The following is a 21,837-nucleotide window of genomic DNA, read 5'->3' as shown; positions in this document are numbered from 1 at the left end:
CGAAGGCGTCGATCATCTACCGGGCAACCGGCAACTTGCGCGCCGTCCAGATCCTGCTCGGTCATAGCAAGATCGAAAATACGGTGCGGTATCTTGGGATCGACGTGGAAGACGCGCTTGCCCTCGCCGAGAATACCGAAATTTGAACCGTTGGCTCCCCGCACCGCTGGCGGGGAGCCAACTTTGGTGGGCCTTTGGGACATACCCGGCACGCCCCAAACCCTTTGCGAACGGCAGTTTCGACCAGCAACTGCCGTCCAATGCTTTCCCCACATGCCTGCACTTCAAAGGGCTCGATATTTGAAGTCGCGGAACCTGACCTCGCCCGATCCGGCGGCGAACAAGGCAGGTCGCAGGCTCAGCAGATCATCGACGGTGTTGGCGTTGTAACCCTCGACATAGGTGCGCACGGCATGGCGCGTCCAGGTGTGGCCGTCCACGCTGTAGTAGAAGGTCACGGTCTGGCGATCATTGGTGATCCTCAGGAACAGACGCTGCGTGGCCGGAGCGGGTTCCTGCCAGTAGGCCGGTTTGCCGCCGCGATAGGTGATCATCCTTTGGCCGTCGATCCCCATGCCAAGGAACAGCCTGTCATCGAAGAACAGCAGCAGCCCACCCTGTGCCGTGCCGACCAGTTCCACCTCGACCTGTACCTCGTAAGCGCGGTCACCCACCAACTGGGTCAGTGGCGAACAGTCCGCCGGGCTGTGTCCCTTGGCCGCCAGCGTGAGGACGCCGTCTGCCACCATGACACGCGATGCGTCTTGCGGCCCGCTGGCATACAAGGTCCACAACCGACCAAGGGCATTGTGCTGGAACGGATCAGAATGCGCCATGCCGTGTGGCACGAGCGGCCCCACCGGCTTTGGCAGTGGGCGCGAGAGATCCCCGCCTGCCGCGCGGAACCAGCCATCCTCCCCCCACTCGATCGGTTCGAGCAGGGTCTGACGGCCGAGCGACTGGTAGCCGCGCTCATACCCATGGTAGACCAGAAACCAGCGGCCGTCCGGCCCTTCGACACAGGTCGCGTGACCGCGCGACCACCACAAATCCTGCTCAGACCGGGCGCGCACGACGGGATTGTGCGGGCATGCCTTCCACGGGCCATGGATGGAGCGCGAACGTGCCACGACAACCATGTGTCCGGTTGCCGGGCCGGACGTGCCCCCGACGGCGTTGACCAGATAGAAATAGTCGCCGCGACGGAAAAGCTTGGGCCCTTCGGGTGACCATGCCTCGGTGATCCAGTCGTCGGGATAGCGCCACGCTTCATAGGCGGTCTCGATCGGTCCGGCGGTGCCAAGGCCATTGGGCGACAGGCGAACCCGTTTGCCCTCGTTGAAGTACAGATAGCGCTGCCCATCCTCGCCGACCACATGGCCGGGATCGATCAGCCCACCGATCTTGAGGTCAACTGGCTCGCTCCATGGGCCCGCCATGGACGGGGCGTGGATGACGTAAATGTTGGCGAAGCTCGCCAGCGGCGGCGACCACGGCGCCTGCATGAAAGGGATGTAGATGAAGTAGCGATCGCCATGCTTGGCAATATCAACCGCAAAGACCGTGCCCAGCGGCTTGGGAAGAGCTGATCCGACCGGGCGCCAGTTCACCAGATCGCGCGAATGCCAGATCAGCAGGCCCGGTGCCGAATCGAACGACGAGTGCGTCATGTAGTAATCGTCGCCGTCCTTCAGGACGGATGGATCGGGATAGTCACCCGCCAAAACCGGGTTGAGGTAGCGCCCATCGCCGAGATCGGCTTTGCGTTGCCCTTCGATCCCGCGCGGCCAAACGGGCTCGCCAGCGGGAGCTTCGCACAGGGCAGGCGCGCGGCGCGTTGGCGCTGCGGTGACTATCGAGGTTGAAGCAGCAAACGAAGCGGTCAGCCCCAGCTTGATTGCGTTACGCCGAGATTCCATGCCCCTCCCCTTGATATTAGAATTATCGCTCTATTAATGGGTGGCGGCGCCGTCAAGTGCCAAACCCAGCTATGCGTCTTGACAGTGGGGATACTGCTGGCGAACCATTTGATGGACAGGAATGACGGGTTTCAAGCCGAAACAGCCACTCACTTAGCGGTCAGGGAACGACTTAAGCTGGTCGTGAGTCGCCCGATCGCAGAGGCAGCGCGGGAGCGACGGTTATCACCGCGACGCCTCAGTCGATCAGACGCTCAGACTTCCTTCGTGAGGGGCATTCTCCTGCTACCGCCAGACCCGCACTCGCATATCGGGATTGCATAGAGCGCTATCTGCCAAGAGCGGTTCGACCTATTGCATGTCAGAAAAAGATGTACTATTTTCTGACATATGAAGACGATTAGCGCCTCTGTTCCTGACCGGGTCATGAAGCGTGTCCGCATGAGCGGGCGCGGTAGCGTATTCACGCCCAGCGACTTTCTCGCCGTTGGCGCGCGTTCGTCCATCGATCAGGCTCTTTCTCGACTCGTCAAAGGAGGCCAGCTTCGCCGCCTTGCACGCGGGCTATATGACTTCCCCAAGCTGCATCCGAAGCTCGGGCCTCTATCCCCAGCCCCGGACGATGTTGCCCAGGCGCTCGCGCGCGAGACCGGTTCACAGGTGCAGATTGCCGGTGCGCGGGCGGCTAACGCGCTCGGCCTTTCAGCGCAGGTCCCGGCCCAAAGCACATATCTGACCGATGGACCTTCGCGGCGCGTGGTACTGGGCAAGCGCGTCGTGGATCTTCGCCATGCATCGCCCAAGCATCTGATCGCACCCGGCAGTCCGGCTGGTACGGTCGTTCAGGCGCTTCGGCATGTCGGCCCCGTGCGCGCTGCGGATGTCGCACAGATCGCCGCACAGCAGCTGTCGGCCAACGACAAGAAGACGCTTGCCTCGACTGCCTTTCAGGCACCCGCCTGGATGCGGCCGACCCTTGTGTCGATCGCCAATGCAGCGGTGGCCAATATCCATGGATAAGGTCGCCCTTCTGCCGGCCGAAGATCGCGCTGCCCTTTTTGGGGAATCCGGTGCCGGTCGGGGTGTCGCCAACACGATCATCGAAAAAGACTTCTGGGTTTGCTGGAGTCTGAGACGTCTGTTTGGTCTGCCCAAAGGGACGACGGCGTCGCTCGTCTTCAAAGGAGGGACGTCCCTCTCCAAAGCGTTCGGCGCCATCCGACGTTTTTCCGAGGACATCGATCTGTCTTTCGACCGCGCAGAATTGGGCTATACCGGTGATCGCGACCCCGAGAAGGAAGGGATCAGCAAGAAGCAGGTAGCCCGACTGATTGATGATCTGGTCGGTGACGTCGAGCGTCACATCGCCGACAAGCTTCTTCCGGCGCTCCGCGCCGCGATCGTGGGGCAGCTCGGCGAGCCGACCAACGGTGAGTGGAAGCTGGAGATCGATTCCGCAGACTCCCAGACGGTGAACTTTCATTACCCGACGGCGCTGCCCGTCTCCGAATATGCGGGCATGGCTTACATCACGCCGCGGGTGAAACTCGAACTCGGTGCGCGTGGCGATCCCTGGCCGACCGAAGAGAAACTCATTCGCCCTTATGCTGCGGAGGATTATCCCGATTTTTTCGAGCATCCCGAAACCAGCATCACGGTGCTGTCAGCCCGGCGCACCTTCTGGGAAAAGGCAACCGCACTTCATGCGGAAGCGCACCGTCCGGCAACTTCTCCCACGCCGCAATATTTCTCGCGGCATTATTATGATCTCGCCATGCTCCTCGAAACGACAGAGGGACAGGCCGCCGCGACCGATTTCGATTTGTTGGCACAAGTGGCCGCGCACAAGACAATCTTTTTCCGCTCCGGCTGGGCGAGCTACGACACCACACAACCAGGCACGTTGCGGCTGATGCCTGACGAGGCGCGGCTCAGGGACTTGCGCGCCGACTACCGAGCCATGGCGCCGATGATGTTCGATGAGAAACCGCCGTCATTCGACGAAATACTTGCTAAGATTGCGGCGCTTGAGGAGAAGATAAACGGCTAGTGAAAAGCCGTCCGCCGGGGGAGGAAATTTATTAGTTCGATTCGATCCATAGACCTTCTCATTGACGACCTCGCGCTCTTCATCCGGCCAGCGCTCGTGGCGCCGCCGTGTGGGCGCCAAACTGTCGGACAAACGCGAAATTGCACTGTGCGACTCACACGTCAAATCCCCGTTTAACCCAGTATCAATCTTATCCTTCACTGCCGAGTTCCTCATCGTCTCGTGCGGATTTGGTCCTCAGCGCAGCACACGGATACGTGGGGTAGGATCAGCGGTTGCCTTGAACTCGATGGTCCCCACGAACACCTGCGCCGTCAGGATGAAGAAGGCGATGCCGCGCTGTGCGATGATTGCTGCGTACCGCTCGAGCGCATCGGCAAGACGTGGAAGGCGAACATCCCCGCCAAGGTGCATCTTGGTCGCGGCGTGAAGCTGCATTGACCCAGAGCCGAGGCATGAATTTGCGAGCCATACACCTTCAGAGGAGTTGACCTGAACGGCTGGAGACTTACATCTCCTGCGCGGCGAAAGGCCGCTGGAGAGGAAAAAACCGGATTGAAGGAGGCAAACGAATGTCCCTCACCCGTTCGCGACATTCTTATGAGTTTACACCAAGACCTCAGCCAGAGCCCGAGGTGAAGCAGGCGATACTGTCTTCCTGGGTGACCCATACCGGCACCCGGCCCGGTTATCCTGACAACAGGCACTGGTGCAACACGGCGCCCACAGCCTGGAATGCCAGATTCGGATCGCAATCGAGCGGGTAGCCTCGCGTCATGCAAAGCAAAATCCTCGCATACTTTGCCAGAGAGGAAGAACGGCTCGAACAGGCTATTTCAAGCCGTGTCGCGGTATCGGCGCAACGCCAATCCGAGATCGCGTGCCTGCAGAAACTCAGGGGCATCGTGCGTGACCAAATGGGAAGCTGGGGCACCGATCTGGGCGAGCCGACCTCGTCGTTTTGCAAGTCCCAGCTCTGATCTTGAATTGAACCGTTCAGCTTTTCATTCTGATGGTACAGGCCCCGTCGAAACCGCAAACCAAACCCAATCGCTGACCTCGTGCACCGGAGGGTGTACGAAGTCAGCCTTCGTGTCTTCTCCAAGGTTTGCTGCATTGACTGCGCCAGCGAAGATCCTGAAAGATATGGGGCGAAGGGGTAGGAGGCAGCCTTGCGCGCGCGCAAACGATCTGGATTGACAAGGCCAAATCGCGGAGCGGCTGCTTGGCCTGTCGCGCTGCTGACGATGGTTTGTGCATGCGGATCGAGCACACAGGCCCCTGCCCCGAGCACCGCGCCCACCAGCTACTCCATCCGCATGGCCGATCTCTACGCAGCAATTCCGAATGACATTTGCCGATCCCGGAATGCCGCGTTCCTCAATAGGCTCGCGCAACGCGTGAGCGCGGCGCTGCCGCCGGGCACGTCATCCTTCGACTTCGTGGATTTCCAGGCTGTCGTTCCAAAGAATGGCAAGGCGGCCTCAGCTGTTGTGCAGTTTCGGACCAGCGGCCCCGATGGAACTCCCGTCACCATGTATGCCGCAGGATCGTTCGATCCCAAGACATGCGTGGTAGGTCCGATGACAGGTGGCGTCGGCCGGGGACCGCACGATCCCCATGCCAAGGTGACGTTCTCGGAGAAGGAAACGCAATTTGCCAAGGGTGAGGCAAAGAAGATCCAATCCTGGCACTATTAGGAAGCCATTTCGCGCAGCGCCTGTTCAGCCAGGAGCGCATTACTGCGCGCGGCTTTTACGCGCTCGGCGGCAAGAGAAGTGGCATCTGCTCGCGATGATCGCCTCCAGCTTCTTTGCCGTGTTTGTAATCGGCATGGTGGTGACCCACTGGGATGCAGTCACGTCTAGCGCGGGATTCGACCGCCTGGCTGGATCGGATTGTCCAGTTGTCATGATCCATGATGGCGACACCATCCGCTGCGGAATGGAAACGATCCGGATCGAGAACATCGACGCGCCGGAGCTCGAAGGCTCGCCGCGGTGCTCGCCCTACTCGGTCCAACGCCTCTACAACTCGCAGAACCCGGCATGGTGCGATGACGAAATGGGCGTGGCTTCACGCGAGGCGTTGGCTGCGTTTCTCAAGGTAGGCCCAATCAAGCTAACGCGTCATGCCACTGATCGCTATGGGCGAACGCTGGCAAAAGCGTCGGTCCGTGGCCGCGACGCCGGACAACACCTCGTCGCGATGGGTCTGGCCCGCGTCTGGCACTGATCGAAAACCCAAGTGACCTGGCTGCTCGTCGGCATTCTAGACACACCCGCACAGCAGTGGCCATGCTGACAACGACAAATCTCTCACCACACGCGCTACAACGTCTGGCGTTAATCAATGACCTGAGCCCGCTAAACTGGTCCGAACATTGTGAGAATTTCCCGGTTAGGTTTGGCCAGTGCCAGCCAGGAGATTCGCGGCATGAAGAAGTCCAGGTTCAGTGAGCAGCAGATTGCCTTCATCTTGAAGCAGTCGGAGGATGGGACGACGGTCGAGGAGGTCTGCCGGAAGGCGGGGATCTCGATCCAGACGTATTACCGATGGCGCAGCAAATACGGCGGACTGATGCCGTCGGAGATGAAGCGCCTGAAGCAGCTCGAGGAAGAGAACAGCCGGCTCAAGCGCCTGGTGGCGAACCTCAGTCTCGACAAGGAAATGCTGCAGGATGTCATCAAGCGAAAAATGTAAGGCCTGATCGGGCCCGTAAGTTGGTCGGCTACATGCAGGTCAGCTACGGTGTCTGCGAACGGCGGGCGTGCGATGTGTTCCCGACCAACAGGGCAACCGTTCGCTACAAGTCCCGCCGTCCCGATCAGGCCAGTCTCGAAATGCGGATCAAGGACCTTGCTGCGACGCGGGTGCGCTATGGTTATCGGCGCATCCATGTCCTGTTGCGGAGGGAAGGATGGCAGATCAACCACAAGAAGACCCTACGGATTTACCGGGAGCTGGGCCTGCAACTGCGCAACAAGACACCCAAGCGCAAGGTGAAGGCCAAGCTGCGCGAAGACCGGGTTCCGGCAACTGCGCCCAATGAATGCTGGTCGATGGACTTCCTGTCCGACCAGTTGTTCGATGGGCGCAAGATCCGGGTGTTGTCGATCCTCGACAACTACACCCGGCTGTCACCGGCACTCGATGTCCGCTTCAGCTACCGGGGGAGCGACGTCGTCGAAACCCTCGAGCGGATCGCGATCCAGTATGGTCGGCCGCAGCGCATCAGGGTCGATCAGGGACCCGAGTTCATCTCGAAGGACCTCGACCTGTGGGCTTACCAGCACGATGTCGTGCTCGACTTCAGCAGGCCTGGCAAACCCACGGACAATGCGTTTGCCGAATCGTTCAACGGTCGGATCAGGGCGGAGTGTCTCAATGCCAACTGGTTCTTGAGCTTGGCCGATGCCCAGCATAAATGTGAAGCTTGGCGGCAAGATTACAACAATGTCCGCCCTCACAGCTCCCTTGGCAACCAAACCCCAGTGGAGCGTGCTTTTGCATCAGGGCAGGCTAACCTGCCCTGATGCAAAAATAGCCGGCCTTTCTCGCAATGGCTGGACCAAACTTGGGGCCAGGCTCACCTAACCGGGAAATTCTCATAATGTTCGGACCAGTTTACCGGGCTCAGGTCACTTTGTTTCGCATAAGCGCGGCTAAGCATTGGCCTGCGCATGTTGCCTTCGTTCCTGCGCCCGACAGCAATCAATCAGAAAATAGCGTCGAGCAATAGGAGCGACTTAGGGGGTTTTCAGTTCGCCGCGCCGCTATTGCATCGCATTCGATAATGTGGTGACGATGTTGTTGAAGTCGGTGGGGGGGCGGCAGCATGACCAGGTTTGACGTGGTTCGACGTGCCATTTTGGCCGATTTCACATTTGCACAGAACTCTTCCTGGATTGCAGTGGCGGTTCTTGTACCAACCGTTCTGCGATACCTCCTCGGACCGAGCGTCAATCCCGTACCTTTTGTCACTTATTTTCCAGCCGTGATGTTCGTGGCCGTCTGTCTGGGCTGGCGCTGGGCAGCGATCGCAACATTGCTTTCAGCGGTTGCCGTAAATCGCCTGTTTCTGACGCATCCTTGGCTAAAACAGCCTGGTTTTCCGGAAATTGCAATTCTCGGTTTCTTCTGTCTCTCCTGTTCCGTGATGATTTTTATCGGAGACACATTGCGGCGGACGGTACGTGAAGCAGATCTACTGCTGCATGAACGCGATCTGCTCAGCGGAGAACTGTACCATCGCGTCCAGAATATGCTGAGTGTCATGGGCGCCATGATTCAAATGGGGCAGGCGACTGAAGTCGAGGAATTTCGCGCTGACTTGCAAGGCCGTGTGCAGGCCTTGTCGAAAGCCAATCGCTTGTTGAGGGAAGGTTCAACCCAGAGCGACACCGTCGGACAATTGATCCAAGATGCTGTTGCAGCATTCAACCGAGACAACTCCATAAGCGCTAGCGGTCCGCCGCGCACGCTGGCCGCGAATTTGGGGTATCAATTGATCATCATTCTGCATGAACTTTGCACGAACGCGCTCAAGCACGGGGCACTCTCTGTACCGCAAGGTCGCGTTCATATTTCGTGGAACGGGCACAAAGCCCCGTTTCGTATGGAATGGCGTGAAAGTAACGGCCCCCAGGTTACGCCGCCAACTCGAAGAGGCTTGGGCTCAAAGCTTCTGTCTGGGCAAAGGGGTTTCTCTGTCGATGTGAATTACGAATCCTGCGGAGTTGTTTGTTTCGTCACACTGGTAAATGACGGCGTCAGTTAACCGTGAGAGGAGATGCGTCCCCAGTTTTGGCCATCACGCACCCGTAACGCGAATTCTATCTTACCTTCCCGAACGATGTCACGGGCCGAAAGGTCTGGATATACGGGCTGCAAACGGGTGCAGACGCGGAATGCGAGAATAATTGCTTGGCCAGCGCGAAAAGCATCTTACAAAAATCTGCCTACAAAACTATTATTGCGGCTCCATTTTAACGAATACAAAGTCCAAGCCCCTAAATTCAGCCTTTCTATGAATTCTGTAAAATCATGACCAAAGACAAACAGTTTAAGTGCGTGGCGTCATATTCTCTGATAACTCGATTAATAAAGTATCGCTCTCCAGATTTAGTGCCGCAAACATCAGAAGTGCGCACCTGGTGATATCAGAAGCCTAAAGACAGCAACTAACCAGTCTCTCCAATCCGTGGCCCTGCCCTCCCACGGACTTGGCCAACTGCGATTTCATCGTTCCTGTACCAGCGCAGCAAGCCCCCCACGGGACAGGATAGCGGCCACCCGTTAGGGGAGTGCCCAAATGCGTAGGGTTGCGACTGATCACTCCTTCTATAGCGTTTCTGTGAAAAGCCGAATCGCGCCTCTTCCCTGGACCGCTTAGCTCTGATTCATTTGGTCCTCTCGAGGAGGATTATTCATGGCAGCGTCATTACCCACTGAGCTTCGAAAGCGGTTCCTGCAGTATTTGGATGAAGGGTTGAGCGGTCGGGCCGCGGCGGCGCGGCTGAAGGTATCGCCGGCGACCGGGTCCCGTTGGTTGCACTCGGCGCGTACCAAGGGACATGTTGAGCCTGCGCCCCAGGGGCGGCCCAAAGGCAGTGGCAAGCTGGAGCCCTATCACGAGTTCTTTGTGGAGCTGGTTGCACAGGATCCCGATATCACGCTGTATGAACTGCGGGACGCATTGGAAGAGGCTGAAGGTGTGCGCGTGCACCATTCCTCCATCGCCATGCTGCTGCAGCGTCTTGGTTATACGTATAAAAAAAGTCGCTGGTGGCCAGCGAGCGCCGCAAGGCGACCGTAAGGCAACGGCGGGTCGACTGGCTCTCCCATCGCCTTCCGGCCATGCGCGAGCAACCTTGGCGCCTTGTCTTCATTGATGAGACATCGGTGAAGACCAACATGACCCGACTGTGCGGACGCGCCCCGCGCGGGGCGCGTCTCGAAATGGAAGCCCCGTTCGGGGCCTGGGGCACGCAAACCATCATCGCCGGCTTGACCCATAACGAAATGATTGCCCCCTGGATCATCAAGGGCGCGATGGATGGATCAGCCTTCGCCGCCTATATCCGCGAGGTTCTGGCCCCAGAGCTTGAACCCGGCACCGTCGTCATCTGCGACAATCTTGCCACCTACAAAAATGCCCAAGCCGCCCACGCGCTGCGAGAGGCTGGTTCCTGTATTTGCCGCCGTATTCGCCGGAATTAAACCCTATCGAGCTGGCCTTCGCCAAGCTTAAGGCGCACTTGCGCAAAGCAGGAGCACGAACCTTCACCGAGCTCTTCGATGCTCTCGGCAAGATCTGTGACCTGTTCTCCCCGCAGGAGTGCGAAAACTTCTTCAAGGCCGCTGGATATGTCTCAGGTTAAACCCGAAATGTTGTAGGGTGGCCTATTTGCAAACCTTACCACATGTTCTCGGATAGGTGAACGAGGCACAAGGGGCACAAATGGGGCTGCCGAGCATTCCCTTCCAGGAGGTTGATCGCCATAAATCGGTCGCCTTGTCTCAGTAGTGCAGCTCAAAGGAAAAAGCCTTGCCAAGCATCGCCTACTTCAAGGAAAATCTCGTTATTTTCGGCGCGCTTGCCGCAAATCTTGGGATTGCGATTGCGAAATTCGTTGCTGCGGGAATGACCGGATCATCCTCCATGCTTTCTGAAGGATTTCACTCCATCGTCGACAGCCTGAATCAGGTGCTGTTGCTCTATGGCGAGCACAAATCCGGTCGCAAGGCGGATGCCGCCCACCCCTTTGGCTATGGCCGGGAACTGTACTTCTGGGCCTTCGTTGTAGCGATACTCATTTTCGCAGTCGGGGCGGGCCTCTCGTTCTACGAAGGGATAGTGCACGTTCGCGAACCGGAAGAGCTTAGCGACCCCACCATGAACTATATCGTACTCGGTGTGGCTTTCGCTCTGGAGGGAACAAGCTGGACCCTAGCCGTTCGCGAATTTTCGAAGACCATGCAGGAAGAGAGCTGGTGGCAGGCGGTTCGGCGATCGAAAGATCCATCGGTCTTCGTGGTCATGTTCGAAGATTCGGCCGCGCTCGCAGGACTTGTCGTTGCCGCTGGCGGAGTCTGGGCGAGCCACCAGTTCAATATGTCAAGGCTCGATGGCGTTGCCTCGATGCTGATCGGTTGCATACTCGCTTTGGTCGCGGTCTTGCTGGCCCGCGAGGCGAAAGGACTGCTCATTGGCGAAAGCGCAGATAGCGACATCGTGGAGCGCGTAAGGAAGATTGTTGACGAGCGAGAATGGATAACCTGCGTTAATCACATAAGGACCATCCATACGGCGCCCAATGAAATCTTCGCCGCTATTAGCGCTGACCTCGAAGACTCGCTGAACATGGGGGAAGGAGAGCAATTGATTGAGGATCTTGAGAGAGATCTGCGTGAAGCGATACCCGATCTATCTTCGATCTACATCCGCCCTGAAAGAAGGGGCGGCTCGAAAGGGTATCTCGAAACGAAGCCATGAGACGACTATAAGAATACGACCGGTTCATGGTTGCAAGGCAAGGCACCCCGCGCCGCCGATGGAAGCAGTGGCCACTGCCATAGCAATTCTTCGGGAACCGGGCGCCTCCCGAAGCGTTGTGCTGCAAGACACAACGATATCGTTAGCGCGCCGGGAGAATTGCTAGGTAGCCATGCAGATCTCTGCAGAACTGCGATGGTTTTGGGAGGATCGGTGCCCGGAAAGGGTATTCGCATGGTTCCAAGACCGCTCGCCAAACCCGTTTGGTGAGGCAGAAGTGCGTGTCGATCTTTATTATCATCGGTCAGGCAACACCCAAATCGGCTGCAAGCTACGCGATGCGCAAGCAAAGAGCTCCGACATTGTCGAACTCAAGGCTTTGATCGCCCGTACCGATGAGGACTCTATTGAACTTTGGGCCAAATGGATCTGGCAACCGCCAATAGGTGTACTTGGCGTGCCAGTTCGCAAGGAGCGCTGGCTGCAAAGCTGCATCGCACCGGTGAGAAGACGCACGCATCAATTCGTTCGTCACGTTGAGAGAGATTCGAAGAGCTCCTCGCGAACAGACGCTACCGAGCGGCAGATCGAACTGACCCGAGTTTCGGTCGGCCAAGTCGAGAGGGCATGGTGGACTCTCGGCTTCGAAGTGTCAGGAACGGTCGATTCAGCTCGGGCCGGACTCTCCGAGATGCTCCAAACCGACCTCCCACCGATGGAGGGAGCATTGAGACTCAATTATCCGGAGTTTCTTGAGATGCTCACATCGAAGCATCTGCGTCGGCAATGATATTCTTGCACCGATACAGTTAGGCCTTGCCTGAACCTAAAACAATTCATGCCACTCAACCCACTAGTGCAATGAATGATGAAATATGTTATGCATAGTTTGATAATCAATCAGGTTTGTCGAGGATCGTTATAATTACCACCACTGTCATTGAAACGAGTCTTACGCAAAGAACGACCGCCTCATGTTATTTTACGGGCAGATTATTTCATCTGAGAAAAAGCATTTGGACCCATTAGCAATGAATCACTCCGACCCACTCCTGTGTCTAGAAAGGGCCCGCGAAGAGGCAGTCCACGCACTCTTTGCACTATGTCCAGAGAGGGAAAGGTTCCACCGCAAGGCACTGGATCGCCTGATCGTCGAGGCCATGGCAGCGATCCGGGATAACCCGGAAGAAAAATATGACTGGGGCCGAATGACGATGCCGACCAAACAGTCGATCTAGCGGTCTTCGAACAAGGCCCGCTTCAAACAAGTGGCGGTGCACCGATCGCCAACTACGGAGGGACTACGCATGTACCGAAGAATTCTTCTAGCCTACAATGGCTCGCAGCATTCCGAGGACGCCCTACGCCAGGCAACGGAAATGGCCAAGCAGTGCGATGCCGATTTGCATCTCCTCGCCATCGCCCAATCCATGCCCGGGTCGATCACGCTTGCAGAACCCTATGGATACGATTTTCTGTCGGGCAACAAATCCGATCTTGAAGTCCATCTGAACCAGGCTTTCAAGAACCTGCAGAGTGAAGGCCTGCAATGCAGTGCTACTGTTCGCGAGGGAAACCCGGCAATCGAAATAGCCAAATGCGCCGAAGCCATTGCTGCGGACCTCATTATTGTGGGTCATTCGGACAAGGGTTTCATAGCCCGTTGGCTCGAAGGATCGGTGGGCGCCGAACTGGTCAGGAATCTACCTTGCAGCCTGCTGATCGCAACCAAGGCGTAATTATTCTCCAAGCCGGTCGGTAACGGAGTCATGAAAACTTGCCCAGCCAGGCAAAGCCATCAGCACGGGCGGAGGAGGCTATGACAGAAGACGGTTCGACCACTCGAGGCAAGCGTACCGAATTCGCCGAGGAGCGCACTGACTGGGCGGAAGATCGCACTCTCATGGCGAACGAAAGAACTTTTGCAGGCTGGTTACGCACGGGCCTTGCAGCCGTTGGCATTGGCATTGGCTTTAACGCGCTGTTCTCCAAGCTGCAGCCGGATTGGCTGCCAAAGGCACTTGCTAGCGCCTTCATTGCAGTCGGGCTTCTGATTTTCTGGCTTGCGCGCGCCAAGGCCGCGCTTGTACTCAGGCGGCTCTCTTCCCACTGCGCCCGACCGGTACCAGCCACCCAGATCAATTTGATTTCGCTGCTGCTCATGGTGGCCAGTGCGGGCCTGATGGTCGGGATCTGGCTAATATAGCGAGCGCTCCTCGCGCTGAATTCTAGCAGGCAATTCCGATCCACCACCTGCTCACATCACTACCGACAATCGACGACGCTTCATCCAGTCGAAGCAACGGCTCATCGAAGGTTGCTCGATATGCGAAACTCACCGTGGGGGCCTGTCGTTGGATGGGAAAGAGGAGATTTTCCATGCCCCAGACAATCGAAATGATTCACGAGGATTCGCTGCCCGGCCACGAGAGCGCGTTGTCGCGAAAGCCCGAATGCCAACCACGGTATCCCGGTTCCGGTCGATTGAAGGGCAAGGTCGCCCTCGTAACCGGCGCCGACAGCGGTATTGGCCGCGCCGTTGCCGCGCTCTTCGCTCGGGAAGGCGCCGATGTCGCAATCGTCTATTTGCTGGAAGATGAAGATGCGCAGGAAACCCAGCGGATAGTCGAAGAAGAGGGTCGCAAAGCGATCACGATCAAAGCAGATGTCGGCTCGCCCAAAATGTGCAAGCGTGTCATCGAGAAAACCCTCGATGCCTTCGGACAGATCGATATCCTGGTGAACAATGCCGGCGAACAACACCCCGACCCTGAAATCACGGACATCACCGAGGAGCAGCTAAGGAGGACATTTCAAACCAATATCTTCAGCATGGTTTTTCTGGTGCAGGCCGCCAGACCCCATCTCGAAGCCGGCAGTGCAATAGTCAACTGCACGAGCGTGACGATGTACAAGGGCAGCGCTGGGCTTCTCGACTACAGTGCGACCAAGGGCGCAATCACGGCCTTCACCCGTTCCTTGTCCGAAAACCTGGTCGGCGAGGGGATACGGGTCAATGCCGTCGCACCTGGACCGATCTGGACCCCGCTCAATCCCTGCGGCGGAGCGAGCGCCGAAAAACTCGAGCATTTCGGCGAAGACACACCTATGGGACGCCCAGGTGAACCCAATGAGGTCGCGCCCTCTTTCCTCTTTCTTGCATGCGACGACGCCAGCTATATGAGCGGCCAGGTGCTTCACCCTAATGGCGGCATCATCGTCGGCAGTTGAGCGGGGCTTGCCATCCCTAACGCCGTCTCGCGCTCAGGTCGGGGCTTCAGGCTCACCAGGCAGCGAGGTTTTAGTATCAAGCGCTTCACGCACGTACAACCTTTTGATCATAACGTAGACAACAACCAGCATGGGAGTGGCAAAAATTACGCCGATCACCCCAAAGACGAGGCCTGCGGCTATTATCGAGAATAGAGTAAGCGCAGGTGGAAGGTCGACGAATTCCCGATGGATGATCGGCACGAGCGTATTTCCCTCGATTTGCTGAACTGCCACGTAAACGAGCAACGCCCATAGCGCCGTCTGAGGGCTTTCGAGTAATGCAAGCAAAATGCCGGGAAGCGACCCGATAATGGGACCGAGATAGGGAATTCCTTCCGTCAAGCCGGCAATCAGTCCAAGCGCCAGGGCCGAAGGGACACCAGCAAGCCATAACCCCAAACCAGTAAGCACTCCCACAACGATCATTGAAATCACTTGCCCCAGAAGCCAAAGGCGCAGGGCACGATGTGCGTCGCCAAGGGAAGTGGAAACCACGCTTCTGCGATTTGACGGCACTAGTTTGAGGAGGCCGCGCTTGTAGAGTTGCGGCTGAGCCGCAAAGAATACCGCGCCAAAAAAAATGAGAGTCAAATCGGTCGCCGCATTGCTGATCAACCTGAAAAGCTGAGGCAGGAGCGACGGCAAATTTAGCTCGCTCTCCAACGATGTGAGAGCTTGCTCCCCGAAAGGAACCGTATCGGCGATAGCGTCCAGATCATTCCAGGAGGTAGGAAGCGCTGTACTTAAATGCGCCAGTTGGACGGCAACTGTCGCACCGAACAGCCAGCCTGCACACCCAAGGACGCCCAACAGGACGACGACAGCCATCGCCGTTCCGGCGCGCGATCCCAGGCCCGTCCACCGCCCCAGGGGATCGGCTATGGAGCGAAGGAGAACAGACAGCACAGCGGCTCCTGCAACCGCGACCAGAAGCGATTTGACGGACCAGAGGAATGCAACGATCAGGACAAAAGCCGCGACGATCAAAAGCCGTTCAATGAAATGCCTGTGACTGATGGAATGATCCTTCAAGCGTGACACGTTCAAGTCCCCCTGAAACCGCAGGTCTCTACTTGCAACGTACGCGTCGGCTCCTTGTGCCATCGAACGACCAAAGAATGATCCGTTCGGCTGGCGCGTAGCGAATGCCCAGGCTTTTGCATGACTTCTGGATGCATCTTGCCATGCCGACAGTCGCTTTTTGCGGGTGCGGCGCCCGATCGCGCGTCCAGCCGACTCAATTTGTCTCTTTCCCGGAACCATCGGCAACATCGTGCACTGTTCTTGGAGAGCGGTGCGGGGCACCCGTCGGCGCAATCCCCAAAGGTCTCGCCCCTGCAGATCGACAAAACCTCGGAACGACAAGAAGGTGAATGAGAACATGAAGCAACCGCGCAAAATAACCGAAAACGTCAAGCCACGGCGCAAGCCTGTCCCCAAGCATCCGATCTGGCACGATGCTCGCGGCGAAGCGCAAGGTCGCAGAACGGAGGACGAGCGCCCTCTCGATGAAGTCGAGCAGGGGGATTCGAAATCGGGAGAGTGAAGACGTTCCCAACGCGCACTCTAAACCAACCACTTACGCACGGACCCGCGCGCTTCGCCCTTGCCTATTGCGTTCCACCGTAACGGTGGGGGCCGCCAAGACTTAGGCGCAGTCGTTCATCCATAAGACGTGACTTGTTGCAGGTAACGTTGGCAACGCTGAAAGATGACCCACATGCCCGAGCGGTGCAGTTCGACGGAGAACGCGTAACGGTCGTCCTCCATAACATCGCCGGACTGAATTTCTCCTGCGTCAACGAGGCGCAGGATCTCGCTCCAGTCGGACGTTTCTAACTCCAGCACGGGCTGAAGTTTGCCGATCGGCAGAATCGTAAAATGGTGCATGGCAATATTTCTATGAAAGTGAAAAAGCGCGCGATTAATCGTCGCCTCTCAATCATTAAGCAGCTGAATGATGCATCAATGCAGAGAAAAGTTTCGACCTTGTCAAAGTCGATAATATCCAAAGTTAACACAGGCAGGCCCGCTTAGCAAACCCGGTGAAGCGAAATGGAAAGCCCTTACTGCAACTCAGAATCAGGAACCAACACCGCCACAAGTCTGTTGGAAATTGAAGAGGACATCGCTTGCATTCCTCTGGGGAAAGGAGATTTAACGTATGGCAGACTTACCCCTTAGCGGAAAGCGTTGGGTCTGGATCCTGGCGGGCTTGTTCATCGTGATTGTATTGGGCGTAATCGTGTCGTCAGTGAGATCGAGCTACGTCGGATCCGCATCCGGCCCACCTGTCGCCGGTGCACAAATGAACGGTGGCAATATGTATGGCCCGGGCGTAGCGCCGGCCCACCCTCCAGAAAGTGAAGGCGCAAACTCCGCACGTCCAAACTCTGAATGAATTTGGACTGCTTCGAAGGCAAATTGCGCCAGTGTCCGGGCCAGCAAGAATCACATTGGCGGCCTAAGCCGGTACAGCTCGCCAAGGCTCACTATTTCGTAGTTGAGGAGTTCCCGAAACGATGAAGCAGCTTTCTCAGCAAAAGCCCATTGTCGTCATTACCGGAGCATCGGCCGGCGTGGGACGGGCAGTTACGCGTCGTTTTGCTCAAGATGGTGCACGCATCGCTCTGATCGCAAGAGGCACCGAGGGCCTCGAAGCGGCCGCGCACGAAGTTCGCGAAGCTGGCGGCGAAGCGCTGCTTCTGCCCACGGATGTAGCGGATGCGCAAGCGGTCGAAAAAGCGGCGAAAGAGGTCGAGGATAGCTTCGGGCCGATTTCAATCTGGATTAACGCGGCCTTTGCCGGCGTACTGGCCCCCTTTACCGATATGACCATGGAGGATTTCGCCCGCGTCACAGAGGTGACATATCTTGGCCAGGTCCATGGCACCTCTGCGGCGCTCAAGAGGATGATCCCCCGTAATTCAGGCTCGATAGTCCTAGTCGGATCCGCCCTTGCCTATCGCGGCATCCCGCTGCAATCGGCCTATTGCGGGGCAAAGCACGCCATTCAGGGATTTCACGACTCGCTGCGAGCTGAATTAATCCACGCGCGGTCCAAGGTTCATGTGACGATGGTCCAGCTGCCCGGCGTCAATACACCGCAGTTCGATTGGATCCGCACGACCATGCCCAAAAAGCCACAACCAGCGAGTCCACCCTACCAGCCGGAGGTGGCTGCAAAGGCCATTCACTGGGCTGCCCATCATCGCCGCAAATCGCTCAAACTGGGATGGCCTACACTGCAGGCGATCTGGGGAGACCGGATCGCATCGCCCGTCCTCGACCGGTATCTTGCTCGCACGGGCTTTGCCGGTCAGCAGGGACCGGAGCCGATTACCGGAAAACGCCGCGACAACCTCTATTCGCCGGTGGAGGGCGACTTCGGAGCGCACGGTCGCTTCGATGACACAGCCAAGAAGCACAGCACGCAATTCTGGCTGAGCCGCCATCGGACAGGGCTGGCTGTCGGCGCCCTGGCGAGCCTTGCTGGTCTTGGCGCGGGCTTCCTCGCACACCGAAGCAAATAAAAGCTGCGCCCATCGTGAAGGTCGGCACAGCTGAATTGCAAAGGATTCAAAGGTCGGGCAGCCCCTGATCCGCAACGCCCCAGCCGGCCAATTCGTCGCCAGTCGACCGTTCGAGAAGCGTTGACGCATCATCGATCGAAAAGGCCGCGGCGGATTTCATATTGCGCAATTCAGACCAGGTCACCGGAGCAGCGATAGGTGCGCCAGTGCGGGCGCGGGCAGAATAGGGAACCACCGCAGTAGCTCCGCGCTGATTGCGATACCAGTCAATGAAGATTTTCCCTTCGCGCTTGGCTTTAGCCATCGTCGCCGTGAAACGCTGCGGCTCCGCACCACTCAATGCCTGCGCAAAACGACGGGCAAAATCCGTGTGTACGTTCCACTCATGCCCCCGCCGCAAGGGCACGAGGACATGAATGCCCTTACCGCCGGTCAACATCGCAAAGCTGATCAGGCCCATGTGGGCAAGCTGTTCCTGGATATCATTTGCGGCCCGCGTGACCTCCTTGAACTCGAGATCCTCGTCGGGATCGAGGTCGAAGATCATGCGATCGGGCCGGTCCACGAAATCGCAGTGGCATGACCAGGCATGGAATTCGATCGTTCCCATCTGGATGCATTCGAGCAGGCCCTCAGCATCATCGATGTAAAGATACGGTTGCGACTTCCCGGACTTTTCATGAATTTCCAGCTTGTGCACATGCTCGCCGAGGCCGCCGTTATCGTGCTTCTGGAAGAAACATTTCCGGGCGCGGCCTTGCGGACACCGCACCAGACTGACAGGCCTTCGCGCCATTTGCGGCAAGATGAGCGACGCGATTGTCGAATAATACTGGGCGAGATCACGCTTAGTCTGACCGGAATCCGGAAACACCACCCGCTCGCCATGAGTGAGTCCGACTTGCTTGAGTCCGCCGTCGGCTTCACTTGCGCCGCCGTCTTCGAGCGACACGGCCGCTTCCGGCACTACTTCCCACGGGGCTTTGTCCCTGCGCAAGCCGAGAAACGATGCGTGGCGCAGCCGCCCTTCGCTCGTGAACTCTGAAAACGCCACTTCAGCAACCAGATCCGCGCGGATCCACCGGGCATGACACGTTTCCGCCTTGGGCGCGTCAAGGGGGGGCGTCTTACGGCTGCGAACTTCGAACATTCCGGCCAGTTCGGCCATGGTGCCATAGTCGAACCCGGTTCCGACTTTCCCCTTGTAGATGAGCTTCCCGTTCTCATGCTGAGCCATCAACAAAGACGCGAAAGGCCGACCGCGCGCTTTGCTGGGTTGCCATCCCACGATAACGAACTCCTGTCGACGTGTGCATTTGATTTTGAGCCAGTCCCTGGTCCGATGCCCCCTGTATAGTCCATTAGCCCGCTTGCTTATGATACCTTCTTGGCCCGCATCGCACATGGCCCCGAACAAGCGCTCTCCTGCACCGATCACATGGTCGGTCAGCCGTACCGGCGGAGTAGCGTGCGCAAGCAATTCTGCCAGACGCGCCTTGCGCTCCAGGTTGCCGTACGACGCCAGATCTTTTCCGTACGCTTCTAACAGGTCGAAGGCATGAAATTCCAGCCGGTCCGCTTCGGTTTGGGCGCCGTTTCCCCGCTTGAGCGCGGCCTGAAGCGCTGAAAAGCTCGGGTTTCCACCCTTGTCCGGCGCGGTGACTTCACCATCGATCAGACAGGACGGCAAATCGAGGGCAGCTATCGCACGGCCCAGCGGCCTGAATTTTGCCGTCCAGTCCTGACCGGAGCGCGTATACATCGCTACTTTATTTCCATCGGCTGCAACGAGCAGGCGGTAGCCATCGAACTTGATCTCGTGAAGCCAATCGGGTCCATCGGGAACGTGATCGGCCAGGGTGGCCAGCTGCGGCTTTCGAAATGCCGGCAATCCCTGACACGATCGCCGTGCATTCTGATCCGAGCGACGGCCGGGCACCGGGCCCCTCGCCGCTCCATTCGTCGCGCCAGCGGGCTTCGCCGCCTTCATCCTTCTCTCAAGACTTGTCGTCTTGCGATTTTGGCGCGCCGCGTCATCGTGCGCACCGCTACCGATCTCCTGCATCGTCCGGCCCGTCTCGACGCTCGTCAGTTCGCGGCGCACGAGTTCGTCCGCACCTCCTGCGAAATCGTCATCGACTTTGCGCAAAAGCCAGTTCTCACGCTTTTCCCCCTTGCGCGGTTTCATGCGCACAAGAAGCCATTCGCCCTTCATCCTCTTCCCCTCAAGAACAAAATGAAGGTGCCCCTTTTCGAGATCGTCTGGAGTCTTGCCGGGCACGGGGTGCCAGATTCCCTTGTCCCAGATCATCACCGTGCCTCCGCCATATTCTGACCGGGGGATCGAACCTTCAAATCCTGCGTAGTCCAGCGGGTGATCTTCGGTCCGCACTGCCAGGCGCTTGTCGTTCGGGTCGAGGCTGGGGCCTCGCGTAACCGCCCAACTCTTGAGGACGCCATCCAATTCCAGGCGAAAGTCGAAATGCAGCCGGCTTGCCGCGTGCTTTTGCACCACGAAGCTGTTTCCTTGCCGATGGCTGCGTTTTCCTCGAGGTTCGCGAGTCCGCGCGAAGTCGCGCTTTGCGTTATAGGATTCGAGCAAGTTGTTTTCAGGCATGTCTGCGGATACCCGTTCTGAGCCATGTCACGATACAGCGCCTTGTCAGGCGATCAGGCACTTTTGCGATCGCCATTGTTCCCTGCCTTCCTTGCGGAGCGACCGCCCGACGCCGACCGCTTTTGCGGCCCGCCCTTCTTGCCTTCGGCGTCGACTGATTTCTTGAGTGCTGCCATCAAGTCGATGACATTCGTTCCCTTCCCCGCAGCAGGTTCCTCCACCTGTTCGACTACCCGTTTGCCCTTGGCCTTGATCTTTTTATCGATCAGTTCCTGCAGCGCCGCGGCATAGCGATCGTGAAATTCGCCGGCATCGAAAGGAGCGGTTTTCCTGTCGATCAGTTCCTCCGCTAGCGAGAGAAGATCCTTGTCGGGCTTGTCCTCGCCGATAGAGCGAAAATAGGTCTGCGCACGGCGCACCTCGTCGCCGTAACGCAATGTCTCCAGCACCATCCCGCGACCACAAGGCTTCAGCGAAACCAGATGCTCTCGCCCGCGAACCGATAACTGGCCCAGACCGACCTTCCGGGCCGCCTCGAGCGCGTCTCGCAAGACGATATAGGCCTCCTCCGCAAGTTCGTCCGCCGGGACCACGAAATAAGGTTTCTCATAGTAAAGGACATCTATTTCGTCGAAATCGACGAACTGGACCAATTCAAGCGTCCGCTTGCTCTCCACCTTTACGCTCTCGATCTCGTCCTCCTGTAGAAGGACATAGCTATTCTTTTCAACCTCGTAGCCTTTGAGAATTTCCTCGCGGTCAACCGGGCCAACGCCGGGAACCACCTTCTCGTAGCGGATTGGCTTACCGCTGGGTTCATGGATTTGGCGAAAGCTGATTGAAGCACCACTGCGTGTTGCGGAATAGATCTCAACGGGAATGGAGACGAGTGCCAATCGAATCTGGCCCTGCCAATATGCGCGTGTCGCCATGCAGACCTCCTGTCT

Annotated in this window: 20 protein-coding genes and 2 pseudogenes; 16 read left to right on the top strand and 6 right to left on the bottom strand. The window is 57.8% G+C overall.

Going from position 1 to position 21,837, the window contains the following annotated elements; translation table 11 throughout:
• Positions 1-146: pseudogene (locus J3474_RS22790) on the top strand (integrase); the annotation flags it as partial.
• A 138-nt stretch (positions 147-284) separates the two neighbouring features.
• Here J3474_RS22790 and J3474_RS18000 read toward each other — a convergent pair.
• Positions 285-1,919: a family 43 glycosylhydrolase gene (locus tag J3474_RS18000; RefSeq protein WP_207095103.1), complete on the bottom strand. Its 1,635-nt coding sequence runs from the start codon at positions 1,917-1,919 to the stop codon at positions 285-287.
• Positions 1,920-2,309: 390 nt separating this feature from the next.
• Here J3474_RS18000 and J3474_RS17995 point away from each other — a divergent pair, with 390 nt between their 5' ends.
• Together J3474_RS17995 and J3474_RS17990 are read left to right on the top strand one after the other, a co-directional pair.
• The gene (locus J3474_RS17995; protein ID WP_207095102.1) at positions 2,310-2,939 is read left to right on the top strand and encodes a DUF6088 family protein; all 630 of its coding nucleotides are present in this window, start codon (positions 2,310-2,312) and stop codon (positions 2,937-2,939) included.
• Entirely contained in the window at positions 2,932-3,969 is a 1,038-nt protein-coding gene (locus J3474_RS17990) for a nucleotidyl transferase AbiEii/AbiGii toxin family protein (RefSeq protein ID WP_207095101.1), read from the top strand. Before J3474_RS17995 ends, J3474_RS17990 begins: the two co-directional genes overlap by 8 nt.
• A gap of 237 nt (positions 3,970-4,206) precedes the next feature.
• On the opposite strand, the gene J3474_RS17985 is transcribed toward J3474_RS17990, so the two are convergent.
• Positions 4,207-4,407 (bottom strand): hypothetical protein, encoded by a 201-nt coding sequence (locus tag J3474_RS17985; protein WP_207095100.1) that lies wholly within the window; start codon positions 4,405-4,407, stop codon positions 4,207-4,209.
• A gap of 338 nt (positions 4,408-4,745) precedes the next feature.
• Here J3474_RS17985 and J3474_RS17980 point away from each other — a divergent pair, with 338 nt between their 5' ends.
• From J3474_RS17980 to J3474_RS17930, 11 genes and pseudogenes are all read left to right on the top strand, one after another.
• Entirely contained in the window at positions 4,746-4,949 is a 204-nt protein-coding gene (locus tag J3474_RS17980) for a hypothetical protein (RefSeq protein ID WP_207095099.1), read from the top strand.
• A gap of 339 nt (positions 4,950-5,288) precedes the next feature.
• A complete protein-coding gene (locus J3474_RS17975; RefSeq protein ID WP_207095098.1) occupies positions 5,289-5,669 on the top strand; it encodes a hypothetical protein in 381 nt (126 codons plus the stop codon).
• A 94-nt stretch (positions 5,670-5,763) separates the two neighbouring features.
• Positions 5,764-6,204 carry a thermonuclease family protein gene (locus J3474_RS17970; RefSeq protein ID WP_242528472.1) on the top strand — a complete coding sequence of 147 codons (441 nt, stop codon included), beginning with the start codon at positions 5,764-5,766 and terminating at the stop codon, positions 6,202-6,204.
• A 201-nt stretch (positions 6,205-6,405) separates the two neighbouring features.
• Positions 6,406-7,505, top strand: a protein-coding gene (locus J3474_RS17965) for an IS3 family transposase (RefSeq protein WP_207095114.1) whose coding sequence is annotated in 2 segments (ribosomal slippage) — positions 6,406-6,667 and positions 6,667-7,505 — 1,101 coding nt in all. Because the reading frame shifts where the segments join, the coding sequence is not laid out codon by codon here.
• 302 nt (positions 7,506-7,807) lie between these two features.
• Positions 7,808-8,749 (top strand): sensor histidine kinase, encoded by a 942-nt coding sequence (locus J3474_RS17960; protein WP_207095097.1) that lies wholly within the window; start codon positions 7,808-7,810, stop codon positions 8,747-8,749.
• A 651-nt stretch (positions 8,750-9,400) separates the two neighbouring features.
• Positions 9,401-10,352 (top strand): annotated as a pseudogene (locus tag J3474_RS17955) (IS630 family transposase).
• A 167-nt stretch (positions 10,353-10,519) separates the two neighbouring features.
• On the top strand, positions 10,520-11,467 hold the full coding sequence (locus J3474_RS17950; protein WP_207095096.1) for a cation diffusion facilitator family transporter: 948 nt from the start codon (positions 10,520-10,522) through the stop codon (positions 11,465-11,467).
• Between the two features lie 172 nt (positions 11,468-11,639).
• Positions 11,640-12,257: a hypothetical protein gene (locus tag J3474_RS17945; RefSeq protein WP_207095095.1), complete on the top strand. Its 618-nt coding sequence runs from the start codon at positions 11,640-11,642 to the stop codon at positions 12,255-12,257.
• 517 nt (positions 12,258-12,774) lie between these two features.
• Positions 12,775-13,206, top strand: coding sequence for a universal stress protein (locus tag J3474_RS17940; RefSeq protein WP_242528473.1), 432 nt, complete (start codon positions 12,775-12,777; stop codon positions 13,204-13,206).
• Between the two features lie 80 nt (positions 13,207-13,286).
• On the top strand, positions 13,287-13,673 hold the full coding sequence (locus J3474_RS17935) for a YidH family protein (protein WP_207095093.1): 387 nt from the start codon (positions 13,287-13,289) through the stop codon (positions 13,671-13,673).
• A gap of 173 nt (positions 13,674-13,846) precedes the next feature.
• Positions 13,847-14,698 carry an SDR family oxidoreductase gene (locus J3474_RS17930; protein WP_207095092.1) on the top strand — a complete coding sequence of 284 codons (852 nt, stop codon included), beginning with the start codon at positions 13,847-13,849 and terminating at the stop codon, positions 14,696-14,698.
• Between the two features lie 33 nt (positions 14,699-14,731).
• Here the strand turns inward: J3474_RS17930 and J3474_RS17925 are convergent, their stop codons facing one another.
• Positions 14,732-16,123, bottom strand: coding sequence for an AI-2E family transporter (locus J3474_RS17925; RefSeq protein ID WP_207095091.1), 1,392 nt, complete (start codon positions 16,121-16,123; stop codon positions 14,732-14,734).
• Between J3474_RS17925 and J3474_RS17920 the strand changes: the two genes are divergently transcribed.
• Positions 16,122-16,286, top strand: coding sequence for a hypothetical protein (locus tag J3474_RS17920; RefSeq protein ID WP_207095090.1), 165 nt, complete (start codon positions 16,122-16,124; stop codon positions 16,284-16,286). The genes J3474_RS17925 and J3474_RS17920 overlap by 2 nt on opposite strands.
• A 116-nt stretch (positions 16,287-16,402) precedes the next feature.
• Here J3474_RS17920 and J3474_RS17915 read toward each other — a convergent pair whose 3' ends face one another.
• Positions 16,403-16,630, bottom strand: a complete 228-nt coding sequence (locus tag J3474_RS17915; protein WP_207095089.1) for a hypothetical protein — start codon at positions 16,628-16,630, stop codon at positions 16,403-16,405.
• A gap of 632 nt (positions 16,631-17,262) precedes the next feature.
• Between J3474_RS17915 and J3474_RS17910 the strand changes: the two genes are divergently transcribed.
• Positions 17,263-18,273 (top strand): SDR family oxidoreductase, encoded by a 1,011-nt coding sequence (locus J3474_RS17910; protein ID WP_207095088.1) that lies wholly within the window; start codon positions 17,263-17,265, stop codon positions 18,271-18,273.
• A 46-nt stretch (positions 18,274-18,319) separates the two neighbouring features.
• On the opposite strand, the gene ligD is transcribed toward J3474_RS17910, so the two are convergent.
• On the bottom strand, positions 18,320-20,890 hold the full coding sequence (gene ligD, locus J3474_RS17905; RefSeq protein WP_207095087.1) for a DNA ligase D: 2,571 nt from the start codon (positions 20,888-20,890) through the stop codon (positions 18,320-18,322).
• Positions 20,891-20,943: 53 nt separating this feature from the next.
• The gene (locus J3474_RS17900; protein WP_207095086.1) at positions 20,944-21,822 is read right to left on the bottom strand and encodes a Ku protein; all 879 of its coding nucleotides are present in this window, start codon (positions 21,820-21,822) and stop codon (positions 20,944-20,946) included.
• Between the last annotated feature and the right edge of the window lie 15 nt (positions 21,823-21,837).

The sequence above is a fragment of the Novosphingobium sp. PY1 genome (assembly GCF_017312445.1).
Taxonomy (GTDB): Bacteria; Pseudomonadota; Alphaproteobacteria; order Sphingomonadales; family Sphingomonadaceae; genus Novosphingobium.
Note: the sequence above shows the minus strand (reverse complement) of the source record. Positions and strands in the feature narration are given on the sequence as shown.